Source organism: Tautonia rosea, assembly GCF_012958305.1.
In the GTDB taxonomy this organism is placed as follows: domain Bacteria; phylum Planctomycetota; class Planctomycetia; order Isosphaerales; family Isosphaeraceae; genus Tautonia; species Tautonia rosea.
Genome location: NZ_JABBYO010000004.1, coordinates 217,625 through 240,731, shown reverse-complemented (window position 1 = coordinate 240,731; position 23,107 = coordinate 217,625). Strand labels below are relative to the sequence as shown.

12 protein-coding genes are annotated in these 23,107 nt (G+C 61.4%); 6 read left to right on the top strand and 6 right to left on the bottom strand.

Going from position 1 to position 23,107, the window contains the following annotated elements; translation table 11 throughout:
* Positions 1-12: 12 nt before the first annotated feature.
* Genes HG800_RS08565 through HG800_RS08555 form a run of 3 tightly spaced genes read right to left on the bottom strand, consistent with a single transcriptional unit; the run spans position 13 to position 12,925 of the window.
* Positions 13-285 (bottom strand): acyl carrier protein, encoded by a 273-nt coding sequence (locus tag HG800_RS08565; RefSeq protein WP_169975807.1) that lies wholly within the window; start codon positions 283-285, stop codon positions 13-15.
* A complete protein-coding gene (locus HG800_RS08560) occupies positions 285-5,264 on the bottom strand; it encodes a type I polyketide synthase (RefSeq protein ID WP_169975805.1) in 4,980 nt (1,659 codons plus the stop codon). The genes HG800_RS08565 and HG800_RS08560 overlap by 1 nt, the downstream gene beginning before the upstream one ends.
* On the bottom strand, positions 5,261-12,925 hold the full coding sequence (locus HG800_RS08555; RefSeq protein WP_169975803.1) for a type I polyketide synthase: 7,665 nt from the start codon (positions 12,923-12,925) through the stop codon (positions 5,261-5,263). The genes HG800_RS08560 and HG800_RS08555 overlap by 4 nt, the downstream gene beginning before the upstream one ends.
* A gap of 780 nt (positions 12,926-13,705) precedes the next feature.
* On the opposite strand from HG800_RS08555, the gene HG800_RS08550 reads away from it, so the two are divergent.
* Complete coding sequence (locus HG800_RS08550) at positions 13,706-14,599, top strand: hypothetical protein (protein WP_169975801.1); 894 nt, start codon at positions 13,706-13,708, stop codon at positions 14,597-14,599.
* 20 nt (positions 14,600-14,619) lie between these two features.
* On the opposite strand, the gene HG800_RS08545 is transcribed toward HG800_RS08550, so the two are convergent.
* Positions 14,620-15,477: a hypothetical protein gene (locus HG800_RS08545; RefSeq protein ID WP_169975799.1), complete on the bottom strand. Its 858-nt coding sequence runs from the start codon at positions 15,475-15,477 to the stop codon at positions 14,620-14,622.
* 251 nt (positions 15,478-15,728) lie between these two features.
* On the opposite strand from HG800_RS08545, the gene HG800_RS08540 reads away from it, so the two are divergent.
* Together HG800_RS08540 and HG800_RS08535 are read left to right on the top strand one after the other, a co-directional pair.
* Positions 15,729-16,859, top strand: coding sequence for a S49 family peptidase (locus tag HG800_RS08540; RefSeq protein WP_235963525.1), 1,131 nt, complete (start codon positions 15,729-15,731; stop codon positions 16,857-16,859).
* 2 nt (positions 16,860-16,861) lie between these two features.
* Positions 16,862-17,899 (top strand): NAD-dependent epimerase/dehydratase family protein, encoded by a 1,038-nt coding sequence (locus tag HG800_RS08535; RefSeq protein WP_315851999.1) that lies wholly within the window; start codon positions 16,862-16,864, stop codon positions 17,897-17,899.
* Between the two features lie 24 nt (positions 17,900-17,923).
* Here the strand turns inward: HG800_RS08535 and HG800_RS08530 are convergent, their stop codons facing one another.
* A complete protein-coding gene (locus tag HG800_RS08530) occupies positions 17,924-19,012 on the bottom strand; it encodes a zinc-binding dehydrogenase (protein WP_315851998.1) in 1,089 nt (362 codons plus the stop codon).
* Positions 19,009-20,334, bottom strand: a complete 1,326-nt coding sequence (locus HG800_RS08525; RefSeq protein ID WP_235963471.1) for a DUF5690 family protein — start codon at positions 20,332-20,334, stop codon at positions 19,009-19,011. Before HG800_RS08525 ends, HG800_RS08530 begins: the two co-directional genes overlap by 4 nt.
* A gap of 151 nt (positions 20,335-20,485) precedes the next feature.
* Here HG800_RS08525 and HG800_RS08520 point away from each other — a divergent pair, with 151 nt between their 5' ends.
* Genes HG800_RS08520 through phnX form a run of 3 tightly spaced genes read left to right on the top strand, consistent with a single transcriptional unit; the run spans position 20,486 to position 23,033 of the window.
* Positions 20,486-21,070 carry a phosphonate degradation HD-domain oxygenase gene (locus HG800_RS08520; protein ID WP_169975797.1) on the top strand — a complete coding sequence of 195 codons (585 nt, stop codon included), beginning with the start codon at positions 20,486-20,488 and terminating at the stop codon, positions 21,068-21,070.
* Positions 21,067-22,224, top strand: a complete 1,158-nt coding sequence (locus HG800_RS08515) for a TIGR03364 family FAD-dependent oxidoreductase (protein ID WP_169975795.1) — start codon at positions 21,067-21,069, stop codon at positions 22,222-22,224. The genes HG800_RS08520 and HG800_RS08515 overlap by 4 nt, the downstream gene beginning before the upstream one ends.
* Complete coding sequence (gene phnX, locus HG800_RS08510) at positions 22,221-23,033, top strand: phosphonoacetaldehyde hydrolase (protein ID WP_169975793.1); 813 nt, start codon at positions 22,221-22,223, stop codon at positions 23,031-23,033. Before HG800_RS08515 ends, phnX begins: the two co-directional genes overlap by 4 nt.
* The last annotated feature ends 74 nt before the right edge of the window (positions 23,034-23,107 follow it).

Genomic DNA, 23,107 nt, shown 5'->3' with positions numbered 1-23,107 from the left:
AACAAACTCCACTCAATCGTTGAGGTGTCGGGCCAGGAACGCAGCGAGTTCACCCATCGAGAGGTCGCGATTCTCGCGTTGGCCAAGCTCACCCATCAGATCTCCAAAAGGAAGCGGGCGGCGGTAGTGTGCCTGCAGCGTTTCCCCGAGCACAACCGCATCGATCGAGGCGAGCCCCAGATCGGCAAAAAAGCGGGTTTCGGGACCAATCGCATCAGAGTATTCTCGTCCTTGAAAATCCGAAAGGATCCGGGCCAAATCATCGAGAATTTCGATTTCACTCATCAGCGATTCTCCGGGTTGTGAAACCAGGCCAGGGCATAACCGTCTCGAATCGCTGATCCGACCCGAAGCGGAGTGCAGGCCAGATCCGGCCGAAGTTTTGCCAGCTCAGAACCAAGTTGCACGGTGATCCATCCGTCCTGTGCGTCCACCGCCACCACCTCAGTACTTGGGGGACCTGCCACCATACCTTGACCTGTGACCTTGCCTACGGTTTCCTTTGCGCACCAGAACCGAGCCACCCAACCCGGCCGATCGTTTCGCCCAAACTGGTCGAGCAACTCTCGCTCTCGATCAAGAAATGCCAGCTCTTCAAAAGATGTGGACCGTGGAACGATCAGCTCCACGTCAATCCCGACCAAGGCATTCGGCGATCGGCTTGCCAGGGCCACCGCAACACCCCGCGTATGAGCAATCGACAGGGCCGGCAGTTCGGCACGATCGGGCTCTCTCCGCGATCTGATCCAAGGTCGTCCATAAGTGTCGGGTTCGATTGTCAGATCCGCAGGATATTCCGTCGGACGCCCCTCTCGGAGATCAAGCCGTCGGACGGCCTCCTTGGCCGCAATGCGACCCCAGAGCCGCAGAGTTCGGCGCTCCTCGGACCCAGTCGGGCGAAGGCAGCCCGTCCGTTCTTCAGGGGAAAGTTGAACATACTCGAGAACATCACGCCAAATCGGCTTACCCATGTCTTCAGGCGGCTGCAACCAAACCGCCACGCAATCGGCCCCCATCATCGGTAATTCCAGGGCTTCGCCAAGTAGTTCCCGGTCGGGTTGACGGAAGACATCGCGATAGCGAGGCGGCCAGTAAAACCGCCAGTCTTCCCAGTCATCAAGACGCATCCAAACCCGACCATCGGGAAGGAGAATCTCGGCGTCCACCACAACACGAAGCCGATCGATTCCCTTGACTTTGATGCGACACTTCAGGTCGTTTCCCTCCTCTGGATCATCACCAAAGATGTGCAAAGAACCCAGTCGAAGCGGAAAGATGACATCTCCTTCCGAAAGCTGATCAAGGCCCCAACATCCCAACAGGTGCGTAAACGCATCGAGAACGATGGGGTTCGTCAAGGGTGCTGGCGCGGAATCAATTGCCTGAATCGCCTTCATGGGGAGGACACGCAAGACGCCCTCAATCCCTTGCTCCGAGGCTTCTCCAATCCCAACCACCGCCTGAAACGCTGGACCGTGAAACAGCCATTGCTCCGTGTAGATCGAATCAGCCGTGAAACGCGTCGGCGAGGCGTGCTCCCCCAGATCGAACGGACGAGCGAGAGGAGGTACTGATCGTTCAGGTTGGAAATCAAGGATGGCCTCGACTTCCGGCTGATCATGCTGGCGTGCTGGGCCCTGAACCGAGCCTCGATGAAACAATGCGGCATGATATGAATTGATTGAATTCGAGAGCCTGGTAATCCGGATCTCAAGCCGGACAGGCACCTCCTCATAACGAATCCAACGCCGAGCCCGAACCTCTCGTAAACCGACGAGAACGCCCGCTTCAGCATACTTCGCAGTAGCCTCTGCCAGCATCTCCGTCATCATGGTGAAGGGTAACACCGGCAAACCCTTCATCTCAGGATCGACCGCTGAGATGCGCCGACCTCCAAACGTATGATGCTCTGCCACCGGATCATTTGTCGCATCCAGAACGCGCCACTCGACCCACACAGAGCAACGGTCGGCTGGCTCCTCCTCGCCCACCCTCGGATCCGTTTCGCCGCATCGCTCCATCACCAAGGCATCAGAAAACCCTTCGCGATCCAGGTCGGCCGAGAAGTCATCTTCATTGATTGGTTCTGAACCACGTACATCGCCGAGTGAAGCTTGAAGCTCTTCGGGCTCTGAATGATCCCATTCCTGCCGCATCACCTGAGGTGATTTACTGATGATAGCACGTAAAATCACATGACGTTGCGTTTCCAAAAACGCGTTCATGGTTCGAAAGTAGGACTGCATGGCAGGATCGTCAGACGAATGCTGTCGAACCTCGCCAGAAGAACCCGCCGATGCTTCATCCTCTACCATCTCGAGTTCACTCGACTGCCATGCAGTTGAGGGAAACGATCGTGTTTCCTCAGCACGAGATCGATCTGATCGCGCACGGAGTTTCAGGGCCAGTTCGTCCGGGATTTGCATTTCCGGGAATCCGAGTTGAAGCGTGACCCTCGGGGCTTGAGCTTCGAGTACCTGATCGAGATGAACACGTTGCGGTCGCCTCCGAGCCACAAGGACTGTCGGGTCGATCGAAACCCCTTGAGCGAACAGCGAAGCGACCAGATGATTCAGCTGGGTGATCCCGGAACGTCTTGGAACGTTCGCTGCCACCGCGAACGCCTCTCGGCCGCGAAGTGTATCATCGACGAAGGACGCCAGATTCCCCCGACCACCGACATCAACAAAGATCCGAAGACCATCGGCATACATCGCCTCGATTGTCCGACGGAACTCGACCGGCTTCGTCCACTGCGCAACCGCGAGGTGGCGGACATCCGCGGGCTGGTCTGGGAAACGCCCCGCCAGGCAGCACGAATAGACCGGAACTGCGGGCGTCCGAATGGTCATCGATTCAAAAAAGGTTTGTATCGGCTCAATCGCAGCTGAAAACAACGTGTTATGATAGGCTTTGGTAAACAGCAACTCCTCGCAACTGATCCCATCCGCCTTCAGACGATTCGCCATTGCAGTCGCCGCTTGTGGAGTTCCGACGAGCACCACTTGATGCGGACAATTATCCACAGCAACTGCCATCGGGATCGCATGTTCGTTCACAATTCGCTCGATGAGATCCCGGTGAGCAGCAACGCCGAGCATGCGCGCCTCTGGTATCACCCCATTCCGTTCAAGCTGAGCAAACACTGAGGCAAGCTCATTGAATCGCCCCTCCAGTAAATCGTCTTCCGGAATCGCACCCGATGCGACAAGTGCTGGGAACTCGCCGCTACTATGTCCACAGAGGGCATCGGGAGACAGGCCCAACCGGATCAGGATTTGATAAAGAGCCCACTGGGCCGCAAGAACGACATGCACCGCGGTTGATGTTTCCCAGAGACCTGGATCCTCCAGGCCGTCGTGACCGAAGAGTCGTCTGCTCGGTGGCTCAATCGAACCTGAATTCAGTGCCATTCGTTCGATCCGATCGAACGGAATCCGGACCTCGGGAAAGTGAATACAAAGATCCGCAAGCATTCCGGGATACTGCGACCCCTCCCCAGGAAAGAGAAACGCGAGGCCTCCCTGATCGCCAAGAGTTCGATCCCAGTAGTAAGCTCCCTTGGCGTCTCGAATCGACACTCTGCTCGGATCGGAGAGACGCTGACTTATCGAATCAAGCCGATCAATCAGAGCATCAACGCTCTCCACAACAAGACCGATCCGACTGGTCAATTGCGACTGAACCGCCTCGGCATTCAGCGTAGCGGCCAGATCTTTCAGAGAACAATCAGGCTGGCGACGCAGCTGACGAGCAAGACTGCGAACCCGTTCGATTAAAGAGTTCCGATCCGATTCGGCAATCAAGATCGTTTCATCGGGCCAGCGAAGCATCGCGCCTGGCTTATCGCCATCAGAAGATGGGTGAGCCTCCAGGACAGCATGGGCATTGATTCCTGCGAATCCGAACGCATTGACTCCTGCCCGTCGAGGAGTCTTGCTGCCATGAATCCAGGGGCGGCTTGCAGTATTCCAATGAAAACGGTCGCCCGCGTTTCGTAAACGAGCATGAGGCTTTCCCACGGGTGGGCTGGTCGGGAGCACTCGGTGATGAAGAGCGAGCGCTGTCTTGATCAGACCGGCCATTCCCGCGGCCGGCATCGCATGACCAATGAGGGCAGATGAGGCGCCAAGCACCCGGTTTGGACCGGAGCCGGTCGGGGGGAACGCAGCCCGCAAGGCCCGTAGTTCCTCTCGATCGGCTGCCGGAACACCGAGTCCATGCCCCTCAATCAGTTCAACCGACTCAGGCTCGATGTCTGATTGACGATATGCGCGGCGAATGGCACGCAAGTGCCCCTTCGCATCCGGAGAGGCCAATCCTCGACCTCGACCGTCACTCGCCAATCCAACTCCTTTTACAACAGCATAAATCCGATTGCCGTCGCGCTCGGCGTCACGCAATCGCTTCAGAACAATCACCCCAACCCCTTCACCCGGCACGAGTCCGTCGGCATCTTCGGAAAAAGGACGGGGCTCACCCGAACCGGAAAGCACGTCGAGTTGTGAGAAGACCATGGGAAAGTCCACGTCTGCTTCGATGTAGACTCCTCCCACGATCACGAGATCGGCTCGCTTTGATCTCAAGGAGTTTGCTCCCAGGTCAAGCGCCACCAACGCCGAGGCGCTGGCCGCATCGACCACGTAACTCGGACCAGTCAATCCCAATCGATGACTGATGCGTCCGGCCGTCGCGTTGGTAACCTGTCCGGGGATGGTTGCCGATTCGAATGGCGGGAGGGTCCGTTTCAGCGTTTCCCGTACTTCCTCCCGCTCCGCGTCGGTCCATTCGGGATGTAATGCGTTCAGAATGGCAAGGGTTTGAGCCAGCACACGCCCATGCTGCAGCCGTGCAAGATTTCCTCGATTGAAATAATTACCCCGACCAACGACCACCTCGACCCGTCGACCATCCCGTAATCCATCTGGATGCCCGGCATCTCTCAAGGCCGATCGCGCCGCATCCAGCACAAGAAACTGCTCCGGTTCCCCTCCTTCCAGCGTCCTCGGCATCACACCAAGCGACGCTGGGTCCATCAGGATCGGCTCATCAAGATACCCCCCTCGCTTTCCACGGACCCGATCGCTTGCAGATGACTGAGGATCATAAAATATCTTCGCATCCCATCGACTCGACGGAACCTCGGTGATGGACACGCGACCCTGGAGCATGTTTTCCCAAAATTGGAACAGGTTGACGGCTCCAGCAAATCGACAGGCCATGCCTACAATGGCCACATCGAGCGGCCGAGCGCCCCGTCTCATCGCGCGACTCCCTGCCGAACTAACTCCAATCGCTCGAGAGGAGCATCAAGCCCACCGAGGTCTGATGCAAGAATGACTTCAACATCCCCCTTACGGCCGAACCGAAGCTCATCGACAAGTGCCTTGCATCCAAGTCCCGGATCGATCATGCCGAGACCCCGACGGCCCAGGTGCTCCTGCAGTTCGGAAACCATTCCGACTCCGGCCCACGGCCCCCAGTTGACCGAAACAACCCGACCCGGCCACTGACGATCGAGCCAAAGTGCGAATTTGTTCAAAACTTCATTTGCTGCGGCGTAGTCGGACTGTCCCTGATTGCCGAATCGACCCGCGACCGAAGAGAAGAGTGCAGAGAATCGAAGCGAATCGCCTCTCAACAACCGGGCAAGATTCAACGCACCGTCAATTTTGGTCCCCAGAACATGGTCAAACGATTCGGGAGTTTTATCTCGAAGTAACTTGTCATGAATAACGCCGGCCCCGTGAATCAACCCAACTGGCTCACCGTATTGCCGTTTCCATCGGTTCAGCACACGCCCCAGAGACTCGTGATCGCGCACATCCACCTGGGCGTAATCGACCGTCGTTCCCTCGGCTTGAAGGCGATCGATGGTGGTGCGAATCTCGCGGGCACGTAGAAGTGACCGATACGATCGCTCCAGATCTGAAGGACTGATCGAACGGCCTTCCCGTCGTGCTCGATCCAGTATCGCAGCCTTCAAGGCCGACGCACCGTCAAGCCCCAAGGTTTCTGCGGATTCCTGCCCCTCGGGTCTTGGGCTTGTGCCGAGAAGAAGGAGGGTCGGGTGCCAACATCGAGCCAACTCAACCGCAACGGCAGAGGTGATTCCTCGAGCCCCTCCCGTAATCAAAATCGGTTCGCCCGAGTGAATCTGAATCACGGGCTCTCGTTCCTCGAGTTCTCGCTCCACCGCTCGAAGCCGAATGCGACGACGTTTCCGATAGCCGACTTCAGGCCACCCATCGTCGTGCATTGCCTCGAACATCAGATGATCGGCAAGGATTGCCGGATCCTCAGACGGGTCCAGATCAACGACTCTCGACCGAACTGCAGGCCATTCCCTGCTTAGGGTTTTCACCAAACCGGAGATGCCGCCCTGACCTGGGAAGAACCGGTCCGGAAGCGCTCCCAGGGAACCAAAGGCACCTCCCATCGCCGTCGCGGCAATCAAACATGATCCCCCGAGACGAGCCGAACGCTCCAGATCCTCTGCGGCGGCACGAGCCAACAAAAACAAGCCACGCAATTGAGGTCCGAGTTGATCGAACCACGCAATCGGATCGCAAGAACCCGAAACCGAATTCCCAAGGGGTTGCACATGGAGTATTCCAGTAAGTGGACCCTGGGTGCGAACTTCGTTGTACCGTTCCGTCACGGCCGTCGGCGACGTCAGATCCGCCCATTCTGACCCGACTCGTTCCACATTGAATCCGAGGGTACCGAACTGATCGGCGAGTAAACGAGCCACACCTCCCCGATCTTCGGTCACCAAGAGCGTGCCCCCTGGTGTCAGGGAAGATCGTCCGTTCTCGACAGGTGCTTCCACGGATTCCAGGACCATCCGTTGCAGTCGTACTCCGCCAGATGGATTCTCCGGACTCACGGACGGTTGCTCAGCGTCGCAAATCGACAAGGCGTCCGAATGGTAGGCCTCGAAACCAACTGGGCCTCGATCCAGTTGCCCGTTTGCGCTGTGTTTGAATTGATCGAGCGACTCCTGGCTTCCGTTTGGGGCTTGATCACGTCCTTCGGATTCCGCGAGCGCCGATTCGACGCGATCGACAATCTCTCCCAGTGTTTTTGATCTGGTCAGTCCATCCATCAAACGGGAAGCAGTGAGCGACTGGAGCCCCTCGATCGAATCACGTAACGTTCCCAGAATTTCGACACGTTTGATCGAGTCGATTCCCAGATCCGCTTCCAGGTCCAGATCCATCCCGAGCATTTCCACCGGGTAACCTGTGCGTTCCTGAACAATCGCCACCAGTCGTTGTGCCACCGCAAGGTCGGGCAAGGTATCCTTCGAATCCTTCGTCTCGATCTCTGTTTCAGGAATTGCTGACGAATGGCTGGGCGAGGCTGGGACCAGGTCCGAGCGGATTGGCACTTCCTCAGCACTCCGATGCGTCGCCGAGCGGAATTCGGTCTCCGCAAGCCGGTTCGGCCGAGTGGGTTCCTGCTCAGCGGCCTTCCTCGAACGACTCCTGTTGACTCCTGAATCATGACGAATTCGATTGCGATGCCCCGTACCTGACGTCTGTATGTTCTGATCAATCTCCGAGGTGCCAAAATCCTCTGGAAGGGCAGTGCGAATCGTGTCGGCAGATCGCCCCGTAAGATAGGTCCGCATGGTCTCTCGCTGCACTTGCAGAAAGAGCCGCATCGTTTCCTGAAACGATTCCATGACTCGCTCGGACCCGGACGGAGTGACCGAGATTGGCGAAGGTACACGAGCGTCGGGTATAGCACTCGCAGTGTTGGGAAAGGGGCCTCGACTCATCACGCCCTCGCTTCCCGTACCCAGAGACGAAGTCTCTTGATCGTTCACAATTGGTTCTTCATAACTCTGTAATTGAACCTGATTTGCTCCACTCCCATTTCCAATTGGGTGTCCATTTCGAGCTGAGTTTCCGGGATGGGTGGGAATCGGGTCCTGCGGCATGGTTCTTCCCCCATTCGACTCTGGGCGATGGGACGGATTCAAGATTGGACCGGATGAATTCCCTTGCTTCAAATGGTCAAGGGCCATGCCCAACCGCTTTGGTTCTTGCCCGTTGATGGGTCGCGCGCGACTTCCATTAACTAGCCAGGTGGAGGCCGAAATCGCTTTGTCTCGGTCAAACCCACGACTGAGATCCAGGGCTTGAGCGTTTCGGCGACGGGTCAGACGCTCTAATCCGTCCATTGCGACACCGGCAACGAGCAATCGCCCCAGCGTTTTCAAGAGAGTCGGGATTGCGGGACTCCCCGGGACATCGCAAGATACGGCCAGGTGCGGCCGATCTCCGAGAATCGACTTCACCAGGGGTGCCAGAATGGCTCCTGGTCCACACTCAATGAACACCTGCGCTCCGGCATGGCTCATTGCCTCGATCATGCTCGAAAATTGGACGGGGGATGCGAGATGATCTCCGAGTCGTTGCGCGATGCTTGCTGGATCGTTTGGATAGGGCTGAGCATCCAGATTTGAATACACAGGTATTAACGGAGAGGACGTGATCATGTGGCCCGAGGATTCGGTCATGATCTTGCGGGCTCCCGCAACTCGGGGAGAGTGGAAGGCTGCCCCAACCGGCAAATCGAACGTGCGAACACCACACGACCGGGCGAGCTCAATCGCTCGGTTGACGGCATCGCGGCCTCCGGCAACGACGGATTGTCTCGGCCCATTCCGGTTGGCAAGCACCACATCGTCGAGACCGTCGATCAAGGCAGTGGCCTGGTCGGCATCACAGGCAAAGGCGGTCATCACGCCCGGATCGGTCCCTGCCGCCTCAATCATCCATCGTCCACGAGCCTCGGAAAGCACCGCAAGGGCCTTCACATCGAGCGACCCGCTCGCATGCAAGGCGACGAGTTCTCCGTAGCTGTGCCCCGCGACCAGATCGGGACGAATCCCCAGTGCGTCGAGGCAGCGGAGCATTCCGACGGATGCTGCGCCCACGGCCGGTTGAGCCACATCGGTTGCCGTGAGAGCCAGACGGGCTCGAGCCCGATCGGCATCGTCTAAGGTCGGCGGAGGGAAGACGTTCGGCCCGACCGGAGAGCGTCCTGCCTCAAACAGGGCTGTATCAACGCTCTCGTATCCGCTTCGAACTTCATCAAAGGCAATCGCCAGGTCGAGCAGCATCTCCAGGCGCTGCGCTCCCTGACCCGGAAAGAGAAAGGCAACCTTTGCTCCCAGAAACGGCGGCCGTTCCTCGAACGCGATCCCACGAGGATCGTGAAAGGATGTGTCGCCCCGATCAATCGCCTGGCGAGCGATATCGAGAAAGTCTCGCAACTGCTCGATTGAGCCCGCAGTGATCGCAAGTGTCGGTCGCGGCCGGTCTGCGGGAGGACAACCACGAAGGAGCGTATGAGCGAGGTCTCTGAGGATTGGGGGAGACCCCTGATCCAACGAGCGAGCAAGTTGGTCCAGGGTCTTGCGCAATGCGTCTCGGTCGTCGGCTTTCCAGACAAACAGTTCGGCGGGCCACTCGTGGATCGGATCGGGCCGAGGGGCCGGGTCACCCTCGTATGCTTCAAGCACCGCGTGAAAATTCGTGCCCCCGAATCCGAACGCACTGACCCCAGCCCGCCTCGGATGCCGCCGGTCTGAATGCAGCCAGGGACGGACTGCGGAGGAGACGCGAAGAGGGCCATCCCTCAGGTCGGCTGCGGGATTGAGCCTTTCCACCCCAATGGTCGGAGGAAGCGTTTTGTGATACAATGAAAGTGATGCGTTGATGAGTCCGGCCAGGCCCGCCGCGCATTTCGTATGACCAATCATCGACTTGACCGAGCCCACGGCAACGGAGCCCGGCGCCGCACCATCCTGTCGAAGAAACTCGGCCAGCGCGTTCACCTCGACCACGTCCCCCACCGCCGTCCCGGTCCCGTGTGCCTCCACATATCCAACACTTTGCGGTTCCACTCCCGCCTTGGCATAGGCTCTTGCCAGTGCTCGGGTCTGACCATCGCCATTGGGAGCCGTCAGGCCACGGGCTCGGCCGTCGCTGGAACTTCCTAGTCCCTTGATGACGGCATAGATCCGGTCTCCATCGCGCTCGGCATCGGCAAGCCGTTTTAGAACAACGACACCGACCCCCTCGCTGATCACGATTCCATCGGCCGAGGCGTCGAACGGCCGACAGCGCCCCCGAGGCGAAAACGCGTGTGTTTTGCTGAAAGCGAGATAGGTGAACGGATTTTGAACCGTGTCAGCTCCTCCAAGGATCACCATATCGGCCGCGTGCGTCTCCAGCTCGCGAACCGCCAGGCTCGCCGCCGCCAGAGATGATCCGCACGCAGCATCGACCGTGTAATTTGCTCCCCCCAGATCAAACCGGTTTGCGACGCGGCCAGCGGTCACATTCAACAGAAAGCCGGGGAAGGCGTCTTCTGTCCATTCGGGCAAGAATTGCTCGGCCTGCGCTCGTACAGTTCGACCTGCCTCGGGAGCGATCGATTCCAGCATCGGCAGATATGATCGGAACGCATATCCCATCGCAAGCTGAGCCGCGCCTCCTCCCATGCCAAGGACCACGGCGGTCCGGTCCTTCGGAAACGGCCGATCGGAGTAGCCCGCGTCATCCAAAGCGGCGCTCACTGCTTCGAGGACAAGCAATTGAGCCGGTTCGATGGACGGAAGACTCGTCGGCGGCATGCCGTAACGCAGTGGGTCGAAAAGGATGTCGGGCAAAAAACCGCCCCACTTCGAAATGATCTTGTCGGGCGCTTTCCCATCCGGATCATAGTATGGCCGCCAATCCCAATGATCCGAGGGAACTTCGACGATTGCATTCACACCCTTGAGTGTATTGTTCCAAAACGCGTGCAGATTCTGGGCACCCGGCATGATCGCAGCCATGCCGACAATGGCCACATCCGAAGGAGAGGCTGGCGAAGTCTTCGGTACCGGCTCGATGGTCGGCCGATCCAGGAGTGCAGTGCTTTGCACACACATCTGATCGTGCAACTCGGCAATCGTTGTCACACGATCGCGCAACGTGGCAACCTGGCCAATCATGTAGAGCCCGCGGGCATACTGCTCCGACTCACTCAACGGTTGGAGTGAGGCCCCCGCACCCGGTCCTCGATCCAATCCTTTGCTCGCCACTCTCAAGCGTCCGACATTCAAGGCTTCCAACGCATCCTGGATCGCCTCGGGAGCGGTCCCTGCCTCGATCAAGCGTTTTCGCTCGGTCGCAAATTGTTCTGTGAACGGCGACGGTACCGCCCTCACCTCGTGGCCAGGGCCGGTTGGCAGCAAAACGGTCGATCGGCAACGAACTGCCTCGGCCTGAAACCTTGGCGCAATGGCTTCGGTCTCCACCGCCTCCTTTGTGAACAGGTAAGCAGTTCCAACGAGTAATCCAACCTTAACACCTCGACCGGAAAGCTGCCCGGCTAGCGTCGCCACTCCCGCTGCCGATCGAGCATCATGAACACCTCCAGCAAAGAGCACATGAATTTCTTTCGGATCCTTGATCCACCCCTGATCGATGCCTTCCTGGAGAAGCGCGACCGCTTGATCCCAGAGTACGAGGCTCGATCTGGGCCCGACATGCCCACCACATTCGCGTCCTTCCAGAACGAATCGCCGGGCCCCGTTGCGGAGGTACTGCCCGAGCAGCCCGGGCGAGGGCGCGTGCAGAAACGTTTGAATCCCGATCTGTTCCAGCTCCTCCGCCTGGTCCGGTCGACCTCCAGCAATCAGGGCGAACGGGGGCCGGACTTGCCGGATCGCCTCGATTTGCTCAGCCCTCAACGCTGGGTCGACAAAACCGAGCAGACCAACCCCCCAGGCCTTGCCCGCCAGTCGCTGAGCCGTCTCGTTCAGAAGTTCGACGGATGCCGGCCCTCGAAGCATCGCCAGGGCGAGCATGGGGAGGGCACCGCCCTCAGCCACCGCATCGGCAAATCGCGCCGAGTCACTGACCCGGGTCATCGGACCTTGAACGATTGGGAACCGCGTTCCCAGCGACCGTGCCGTTGGCGATTCGGGAGCAAGCGGTTGTGTCGTCGCCGCAGCCGCCAGGGCGTCGCCCATACTCTGCGACACGATCTGAACAATCCCACCAATCGTCACCCCGCGGCGAGCCAGGTCCGAGGCAAACGCCCCATCCTGGCCGATTGGCCGCGCCTGACCGTCAGACCAACCGACCTCATCGATCGTGGCTTGAAGCCAGCGGAGTCCTCCCTCGTCGGCTGCCGCCTTCAAGCGTGCCACGGCCGAACTGCCGGGTGGGGCATCAACCCGAATTTTCAGGCCATCTTCGGGCCCGAGGGCCAGTGTCTCGCCGCCGTCAAGTCGGGCGATTCGGGCACGATCCGAGTCCTGAAGCGGCGACTCGCGGGCCAGCAGAACCGCGCCTTCGAGAATGACTCCAGAGGCTCCCGCCCCCAGGCACGCCGCGGCCGAATGTTTGCCGATTCCTCCTCGAACCCAGCACGGGGTGGGGCCGTCAGCCAACACCCCTTGAAGCAGAATGAATGACGACTCCGAACCGCAACGCCCTCCCGCTTCAAGGCCCGCCACGATCAGGCCATCCGCCCCGGCTTCTCTCGCGGCTCGCGCAGCGTCTCGGTCAACCACCTCGGCCACTGCCACGCGACCCGTTTGGTGAATTGTGCGGAAGACGTCGTCCCAGGGGGTCAATCGGTCTCCCACGCAGATCACCACTTCAAGCCGATCGGGCCAGCGCTCCGGATCGAGGTTATGCGACTCGATCCGCGCCGCAAAAGGGCGATCGACCCAACGTTGAACGCGGTCCAGGGCCGACCGGCAGGCCAGAGGGTCGAGCCGGTCGAGGTCGAGCACTCCGAGCGCTCCGGACCGGCCGGCGGCGACCAGCGACCCTTCCCAACCCGTCTCGCTCGGAATCAGGATCAGGATGCGAGGCAGGCCAGGATGGCTCGGGGCGATGTTCCTCATGGTGCGAGTTCCTCCAGACGTCATTCGCAAACCACCTCGGCCGCCTCGATCGCTCGAGCTCTGATCGATCCGTTGTGGTTCCTCATCGTCCCCCTCCATCGATTCAGACCAATTCCTCATGCTTCGACATCCGCGGCAACACTCAGTTGCAAAAAAATAGACGCGAGAACGCGAGGGGTACTCAAGGGAAGGTTCGCAATGGCCCAGTGTCGTCAGGCAATCCTTTCCAGGCTCTTGAGCACTCCCTGGAACGGGGGCATCATCGTCCCTCTCACTCGGCCACTCGTCCCTTCGAAATCAGAGTGACCTGGTTTCGTGCTTGCCGATTATCTAACTTTACCCGAAACTCAACCTGGGCAAAGCTCATTGACTGGAGAAATTAGAGAATCAATAGCTCCAATCGGGTCTTTCTTCCTTCCTGGGCGTCATTGGTCGTTGAACCAGGCGTAAGTGAACTTAACCAAACTTTGAAAGCGAACGGCTTGCCAAACGGTTCTGCCTCATCGCTCCCCACACGCACAAATCAACGCAAACCGTTTTTCAAAAATGACATACAACCTAAGACACTTTTCAAACCCAAGTTCTCCACCATCCTCGGCAAATCGTGTTTCTGGTTGCATCGTACCAGATTTCTGGCGACCAATCCTCGTTACACTTTGGCGTGTTCAACCGCAATTACCCATGCACACACGAACGCACCCCTGAGCCTCAAGTTGAGAGTCGAGCGTGTTGATGAAGGACGTTGAGGAGCATCTCCCAGGAACGAGGACTTCCTTGACCATGGTGCGTAATCTGGTCCGGATGATCTGGCTCTCGATCCTCTCGCTGTCGATGGCCTGCGGGAACGGCGATGCGGCGAATCGGGTGCCAGGCGAGCCGTTGGTGTTGCCATTCCTCGTCCATCTGGAGCCAGGTGCCGAGGTGGGACTCGGTCCGCCGGAAGGGTGGACGCATCGGGTTGTCCGGTCGGTCCCTCGGATGGTCTCGGGAGACCTGGCGCAGCTTCCCGACTCGGCCAGTGCGACGGCCACTCGATTCCGGACGGTCATCACGGCAGAGGTTGAGCCGCCGGGGCCTCGGAAGCAATCGGCTCGCCTGGTTCGGGTTGGGGTCGGCAACGCGGTGCCCGTCGGAGATCAAGAACTGGTCGTCACACGCCTCGGGCCTCGGGAGGCATTGGAGACGCTCGGGGTCGTTGACCGGGTTGTCTTGATCGCGGCCGAGTCGAAGCTCAAGCGAGGGCGGTTGATTGCCCGGTCTCCCACATTTGCCCTCTTTCGAACTCCGACAGTCCTGGTCGTTGAGGGCAGGCACCGGGAGGTGGAGTTGCACTACGCCTTGCTTGTTGACCCGGACTCCGGGGCCTTGACCACCCTTTGCTGGCCTCAGCCTGATAACGACTGGTCGCCCCCCGAGGCGATCATCCGGCTGGCTCCCGGCCTCAGTTTCGATGCCCAGCTTGATGCCCGGATCACCCGGCGGATCGGGCCGGCTCCGGTGTCCTGGTCGTTTGCGATGAACGGTCCGCCTCCGGGCAATCATATCCTTCTGAGCGGCACCGATGCGGCTGCCCTCGTCGACCCGCTCACTGACGATCGCCTAGAGGAACGTTTGCGAACCATGGCCAAACGAGCAGTTCAGACGATCGACCCCTCACCGAGGGGGAGCCCTTGAACCTCAATCGGACAAGGGGCTCAGCGGTTCAATTCTCGTCTTAGGCGGCGAATCTGATCCTGAGCGATCAGGCTGAATTTCGATCGCAGGATCGGAGCGCCATTGAACCAATTGGTCGGCTCGGCGAACGCAAAACGCAATTCGACGAGAACGGTTTTCGGGTCGTCCTTCAGCCGGGTAAGCTTGGCGTAACCGATTCCCCCAGCATATCGTTCCGGCGGTCCGGTCGATTCGGAGGTCCCTTGCCGATCGATGGTCCACCACCGGTTCGGCCATCGTTCGTGATCGTCGAACCGCCGATCAGTCTCTGAGGCGACCACGACGGAATCTGCCGATCGCGAGGCCGACACGCGGGCCGTTGACTCGACACCAATCCGGTCGAGCAATCTGCCCTTCGAATGCACGAACCGAGCCGAGGTCGAACCGATGCGTTCCTTGTCCGGATCATCGAGAACCTGCGCTTCGAACCTCATGTTCCCTGCCTCGACCGGCTCGCTGTCGGACTGGCCAAACAGGGCGTCGGGGTCGATCGTGTCGAGATCCACCTGAATCGCGAAAAACAGTTCTCCCGAGCGGATCGTCACCCCGTCAACTGTTTCGTCGTTCAAGGAAAGAAGAAACGGCGCTGTGACGGAGGACCGGAGCAAGCCCTCGACCGCTCGATCCGATCCGGCGAGGTCCCGGAGTGCCTCGCGTTGCTGCGAGGCGCTCTGATCATCCGTAAAACGGGGTCGATCGAGCCGGATCGTCAGTTCGCCGACGGTCAACCCTTCCTCCTGCACCGAGGCAAAGACCGTGTTCTCCTCGTGCGAGGCGGCGGGTTCGTCCGCTCCTCCCATTATCGCGGCCAGGCCGACGCTAACGATCATTCCGATCATGGCAATTGCGATCCTCTCCTGCATGGTTCCGCTTGCAAGTCTCCTCAGCGTGCAACCGATTACTTCGATTGTACCGAACCTACGGCAAGCGCGATGGCCGAGCCGTTGTCATGACTCGAATCGGGGTTCCCTCGGACAGTTTGAGTCTCGATATGCTCGACCTCGACACACGCAAAGCCGCAAGACGGGTCAAGGGTCCAGACGGAGCGACGGACAAAACCCAAGATTAGGGAGAATTCCGGGTGTCGTTGATGGGATCTCAACACCTGACCCGAGGTCGACTCCTGAAGCTGCTCGCAGGGGTCGTCGTGCTGTCGGGGTTCGTCGGCTGCGGTCACATTCCGGTGATCGGCCGCTTCGACACCGACTCGACCTTTCGCGGTCAAGCCGATGTGGCCGCGACCGTTTCTGCGCGGATGGAGGGGCCGATCGAGATTAACCTCCCGACCGTCACCGACCCCGGACCGATGGCCGTCGTACCGGTCCGATCCGGAAGAGCAGGGGGGGGAGGTGCCCGGGTTGCCCTGGTCGAGGTCGATGGTTTGCTCCTGAACCAGGCCCCGACCGGACCATATTCGGCCGGAGAAAACCCGGTCGCCGCCTTCCGGGAACGGCTCGATGCCATTGCGAACGATCCCAGCATCCGGGCCGTCGTAGTCCGGATCAATAGCCCGGGAGGATCCGTTACGGCTTGCGACATCATGGCCGAGGACCTCCGCCGCTTCCGGGAACGCTCGGGCCTGCCGGTCGTCTGCTGCCTGATGGATCTCGGAACCTCCGGGGCCTACTATCTGGCCGTCGGGGCCGATCGGATCGTCGCGCACCCGACGACCGTCACCGGCGGCATCGGGGCCCTCATCAACCGATACAACCTTCAGGACGCAATGGCCCAGTTCAACATCCTTGCCGAACCGATCACCTCTGGCCCTCTGGTCAATATGGGGAATGTCGCCGAACCCCTGTCCGACGACGCCGCCCGCCTGCTTCAAGGCATGGCAGATCGATTTGCCGAGCGCTTCGGCCAACGAGTTCTGGAGCACCGGCCGAACCTCGACGACGATGCACGCGACCTCCTGGCCGACGGTCGTGTCGTGCCGGCCGACGAGGCGCTCACGCTTGGGCTCGTCGATCGCCTCGGCTACCTTGATGACGCCATCACCGAGGCCGAACAACGGGCCGGCATTCCCGAGTTCGGGGCCGAGGTGGTCCTCCTGAAGCGGCCCGGCGACCCGGCCCGATCGGTCTATTCGGTCACGCCGAACCGGCCGATCCAGCGAGAGCTGTTCCCGATCAGCTATCCCGGGCTCGATCGCGCCAAGGTGCCGACCTTCCTCTATCTCTGGGCTCCCGACCCGACCTTGATCTCGCTCGGGAGCCCCTGACCGTGCCTGCGATCACTCCGGGAGATTGGCCTGTCCTCGTGACCGGAGCCGGCGGCTTCGTCGGGGGCCATGTCGCCCGAGCGCTCTCCCGGGCCGGTCATCCGGTGCGAGGCCTTGCCCGAAGGCCACCGGCGATCGAGCCGGACGACCCACTGATCGCTTGGCAGATCGGCGACCTACTCGACCCAGCCACCCGACGCGCCGCCGTCCGGGGAATGAGGGCGGTCATTCACGCTGCTGGATGGGTCAGCCTCGGCCCCGATGACGAAGACCTTGCCCGACTCGTCAACGTCGAGGCCACGCGTGCCTTGCTCGACGAAGCCGACGCTGCCGGGGTTGAGCGCTTTGTGTTCACCTCGACCCTGCACACGGTCGCTGCCGGAACCTCCGACGAACCGGCCGACGAACAAACCCCCTGGAACCTTCATCCCGTCGATTCCCCCTATGCCCGGACCAAACGCGAGGCCGAGGCGATGGTTCTCTCAGGGATCGGCGATCGAATGCAAACCCTGGCGATCTGTCCCGGCATGGTCGTCGGCCCCCGAGACATCCGACCGACCTCGACCGGCCTCTTGCTGATAATGGCCCGGACCCCGGTTGTCGTCATTCCCGGCGGCGGCATTCCGATCGTCGATGCTTCGGTCATCGCCCAGGCCCACCGCGCGGCCCTCTCGCTCGGCGAACCTGGCCGTCGCTATGCCGTGGTCGGTCCGTATCTGTCATACACCGAGATGGCTCGTCTTGTCTCCCAAATCACCGGCCGCCCCCGCGTGATCCATCGTCTCCCCGACGCCGCCCATCGGCCGATGCGTTATTCCTACGCCGCCGGCGGATTGATCTCTCGCCGCCTGCGAGCCATCGGCTCACCGGCCCTGGTTGCCGGGGCCTTCCTCCGCCTTCATGTCCGAGGCGACCTGGCCGACGCCACCTTCGGCCTCGCTCACCCCGATCCGATCGTCACCATCCGATCCGCCCTGGCCGATGCCTACCACTCCGGCCGAGCCCCCTGGCTCCGCCTCCGTCCCGAACCGTCCGCGTAGGCCAGGCCCGCTTCACCCGAAGGGTCACAACCCCGGTCGGATTCCCATGCGGGGCCGGTCCGGATCGGGCGGCGCATTCAAGGCCGTTTCCAGGCTCGACAGCGGTTGCCAATCGGACACAAGATCTTCGAAGGGAAACGCCCCGGCCGCCGCGAGGAAGTCGAGCGCCTGGCCGAGATGATCCGGTCGATAATTATGCACGCCTCGAATCGTCAAACAGCGGCGAACAATCTGCTCGGGCACGATCGACACCGGCCTCGTCGGGCAAACCGCGCCGACCCAGACGAACACGCCGCCGATCCGGATGATCGGCAAGGCAAGCTCAATCGCCTCCGTCGCCCCGGTCAACTCGATCGCGACATCGACGCCTCGCCCCTCGGTGCTATGCGAGACGACCCCGGCCAGCGTCTCGGGCGTGGCCGTTTGTGTTGCGCCGAAGGTCCTGGCCAGGGCGAGCCGGCGTTCGTCGGCATCGCAGCAGATCACCTCCGCGGCCCCAAGGATTCGAGCCCAGGCCGAGGCCGTCAGGCCAAGCATCCCCGCGCCGAGGATCAGGACCCGGTTCCCCCCGATCGAGCCTGCCGCCTCCAGCGCCGCGGCGACGGTCGCCGTCGCGCAGTTGGCCGGACAGGCGACTGCGTCGGGCAAGTCTTCCGGGACAAGGAAAATGGCCGTCCCCGGCGCGAGCACGCAATACCCGGCCAGGCCGCCGGTCAGTTCCAGCCCTGGTCGAATCGCCTCATGACCATACTTCACCATCCGCTCACATTTTTGCGGCAAATCGTTTCGGCAGAAAAAACAGTCGCCGCAACAGGCAACCACGCCCCACGTCACGCGATCGCCGACCTTCAAGGGCCGACCGTTCGCGTCCTGCATGGGAGCGTCCGGGCCGAAGGCGGCGATCCGGCCCAGGATTTCATGACCGAGGATCGTCGGCACCGGCACGTTGCGTCGGCCGTGATAACTGTGCAGATCGCTGCCGCACAGGGTGCAGGCGACGACCTCGACCAGCACCGACGCCCCCAGCCGGTCGGGAGCGGGCAAGGGGACCTCCAGGAATTCGAGGGGCACTCCCGAACCGTGAAAGATCGCCGCCATCGAGGAACCTGTCACGCCCGTTGTCCTCCGACCGCCTCAATCGCCGTCACCCGCCGGGAGAAGAATCCCCAGCTCATCGCCAGGCTCACGCTCGTCAAGAGCGCGACGATCCCACAGGTCACGGCGAAGAAGGTCATGAACGATTCCCCGGTCGGCAAAAGCCCCCGAGCGATCATCAATGCCGCGTAGCCAAGGTATCCGGCCGAGTCGGCCACGTACATCAGGAAGCCCAGGTTCCCCCGGTCCCTCGTCATGGCGATCAATCGTTCAAAAATCGTGGTGTGGATCGCCACATAGGGCAGATAGAGTCCGGTGCCGACCAGGACCATGAACGCGAACCCGCCGACCCAAGCTTGCCGCAGCGCCACCAGGGCGAACAGCATCATCACCCCTCCGCTCAGGGCCACGGCAATCGAGGTGAAGAACGCCTTGCGGTTGTCCAAAATCAGGACGCTCATCCCATTGGCCACCAAAACGAACAGCGTGACCAGCACCTCCGAATTTGCGAATGTCGCCGGTACGGCCTCCACCCCTAATCCTCGCCAGAGTTCGGGCATGAAGTCGGCCCGGATACTTCGCAGTACCGTGATGAGCATGTAGGCCAAGACGATCAGCAGCAACCCCGGCCCGTACTTGAGAATCATGGCGGCCCGGTCGTGCCGATCCATCGCTGATCGGTGCCCCCGGCGCTCGATGTCGCGACGATCGGGAGGCGGAATCCGCGTCAGCATCCCAACAAACAGCAGCAACGGCGGCACGAACATCAAACCCGCCATCCCCGGCATCCAACGCTCGGGCACCCCTTGATCGAGCAACCATGTTCCGACCGACTTCGCGACCCCGTCGGCCAGAATGAAGCTTCCGCAAAGGCCCGCCGCCAGGGCTTCGGTACTTCGTCTCCCCTCAACGAACCCGAGCACCATCCCGAAGACCATCCCCAGCGCCAGGCCGTTGACGAAGAGGCAAACCACATGCAGCGGCGATGGGAGGACCGCGAACAGCAACAGCGCCGCCAGGGCCGATCCGTTCAGGACCAGAATCCCCGCCGCCCTCCGGTTCGGCGGCAGTTCGGCAATCACCCGGATGCCGATGATCTTTGAAAGTGTGTAGCCGAACACCTGCGCCGTCACCAGCACGGTCTTCTCTTCGAGTCCCCAGAGTGTTCCCTGTGGAAACGACGCCGCCGTGAACGGCTTCCGAAAAGCGTACATGCAAAAATACGTTCCGAATGCCGCCACCAGCGACCAGAGGGCGATCATCGGCATCGCCTGGCCGGTTCCGGCCCCGGGCTCCGGTTCCGACTCAGACTCGGCCGGTTGCTCCTGGGCAGTCGTCATGGAATAATCTCCTCCGCGACCCTCGGCGTCGCATCCCGATTGGCCTCGGCGGCTCGACTCGACACCAGGCCAACTCGGCCGGCGGTCCGAACGTGCGAACGCGTCTCTAGACTATCGCAACCGTGTGAAGATCGGATGGAGATCCGAGCCGATGGCCCACACTCCGGCCGAGACACTTGCCACCATCCGCCGCCTCTTTCTCGATCGCGGCCACGCCGAATACGGCGGCGAGGCTGTTTCGCAGCTGCAGCATGCGCTTCAGGCCGCGCACCTGGCCCGGCAATCGGGGGCCGAACCCTCGTTGATCGCCGCCGCCTTGCTTCACGACATCGGCCACCTACTCCACGACCTGCCCGAGGACGCCGCGGAACAGGGCATTGACGACCATCACGAGGGGCTCGCCGGTCGATGGCTTGCCCAGCATTTCGGGCCTGCGGTCGTTGATCCGGTTCGCCTTCACGTTGCCGCCAAGCGCTATCTCTGCGCCGTCGAACCATCCTACCGCGACCAGCTCAGCCCGCCATCCCAGCTCAGCCTGCAACTGCAAGGCGGCCCGATGTCGGCCGAGGAGGTCGAGCGATTCCGCGCTTCTCCCCACCACGAGGCCGCCGTCTCCCTCCGCCGCTGGGACGATGAGGCCAAGGACCCGAACGCATCCGTTCCCGACTTCGACACCTATCTCCCCGTTCTCGAAGCCGCCCTCATTTCCGCTGATGCCCCCCGAGCCGATCCATGAGCGATCCCTTTCCCCCTTCGGAACCTATCGAAACCGTCGGCATCGTCGGGGCCGGGATCGTCGGACTGGCGCATGCCTGGTCGGCGGCCCGTCGAGGCCATCAGGTGACGGTCTTCGAGCGCTCCCCGATCGCCTCCGGCGCCTCGGTGCGCAACTTCGGCATGGTCTGGCCCATCGGTCAACCGAGCGGCGAAGCCCTCGCCATCGCCCTCCGCAGCCGCGCCTGCTGGCTTGAACTAAGTGCGCAAAGCGGAATGTGGGTCAATCCCTGCGGCTCGATCCACCTGGCCCACCGCGAGGATGAATGGGCCGTCCTCGAAGAATTCGCCCAGATCGCCCCTGACCTTGGATATTCCTGCGAATTGCTCACTCCCGCCGAGGTCCTTTCCCGATCGCCGGGAGCGAATCCCGACGGCCTGCTCGGCGGTTTGTTTAGCCCGATGGAGCTGTGCGTCAATCCTCGGGGCGTCATCCGCACCATGCCCGGCTGGCTGGCCGATCGGTTCGGCGTCACCTTCCACTTCGGGACGGCCATCACTCAGATCGAGCCTGGCCTGGCCCGATCGGCCAATGGCCGTTCCTGGTCGTTCGATCGCCTGATCGTCTGCGGTGGTGCCGATTTCGAGACGCTTTTTCCCGAGCTGTTCCACGGTTCCGGCCTCCGGCGCTGCAAGCTCCAGATGCTCAAGGCCGCTCCGCAACCGGACGGCTGGACCCTCGGCCCTCATCTCGCCAGCGGCCTGACCCTGCGGCACTACGCGAACTTTGAGGTGGCCGGAAGCCTCGCAACCATGAAGCAGCGCATCGCCGGCGAGACGCCGGAACTCGACCAGTACGGCATCCACGTCATGGCCTCGCAGAACGAACTCGGCGAGATCATCCTCGGCGATTCGCACGAGTACGACGACGCCATCGACCCGTTTGACAAGAGCCTGATCGACGATCTGATCCTCCGCGAACTTCGCCACGTGATTCAACTGCCCGACTGGTCGATCACCGAGCGCTGGCACGGCATCTACGCCAAGCACGCCGCCGCTCCCGTGTTCGGGGCCGAGCCGATGCCCGGCGTCTCCGTCCGGACCGGAACCGGCGGATCGGGCATGACCATGTCCTTCGGCCTGGCCGAACGCTCCTGGGAGACGACCCGATCATGACCCCCGCTTCGCCCCTTCCCATCGGCGCCATCCTGTTTGACTGGGCCGGGACCACCATCGACCATGGCAGCCGGGCCCCCGTCGAGGTCTTCGTCGAGGTCTTCCGCCGCGCCGACGTGCCGATCACCACCGCCGAGGCTCGCGGCCCGATGGGCATGGCCAAGCGCGAGCATATCGCCGCCATCCTTGCCGTTCCCCGAGTGGCCGAGGCCTGGCAATCCCGCTTCGGCCAAGCGGCCACCGAGGCCGACATCGACCGGCTTTATGCCGACTTCCTCCCCTTACAAAAAGAGGTGCTGGCAAGGCACTCCGACGTGATTCCGGGCATTCCCGAGGTCGTCGCCGAATGCCGTCGCCGAGGGATCCGGATCGGCTCCAGCACCGGCTACACCCGCGCCTTGATGGAGGTCGTCGCCCCGATCGCCCGCGCCCAAGGCTTCGACCCTGAGGTCATCCTCTGCGCCGACGACACCCCGAAAGGCCGCCCCGCCCCCTGGATGATCTTCCGGGCCGCCGAGGCGCTCGACGTCTTCCCCATGTCCCGCGTCGTGATCGTCGATGACACTGTGCCCGGCATCGAGGCCGGTCGCAATGCCGGCACCTGGACCGTCGCGATCACCCGAACCGGCAACGCGCTGGGCCTTTCGCTCGACGAGGTCGCCCAACTCGATCCGGCCGATCTCTCCTCTCGCCTCCGAGCCGCCGAGGCGACCTTCGGCAAGGCCGGAGCGCACGCCGTCATAGAAAGTGTCGCCGACCTGCTCCCCGTGCTCGACACCTTCGCCAAGGGCGATCCCATCCGCTCTTGATCTCCCCTTGGCCAGGAAAGGCACGGTTGCCCTCAACCCCGCTCCTCCGTTAAACTGCGGTTCAACAATTGGCC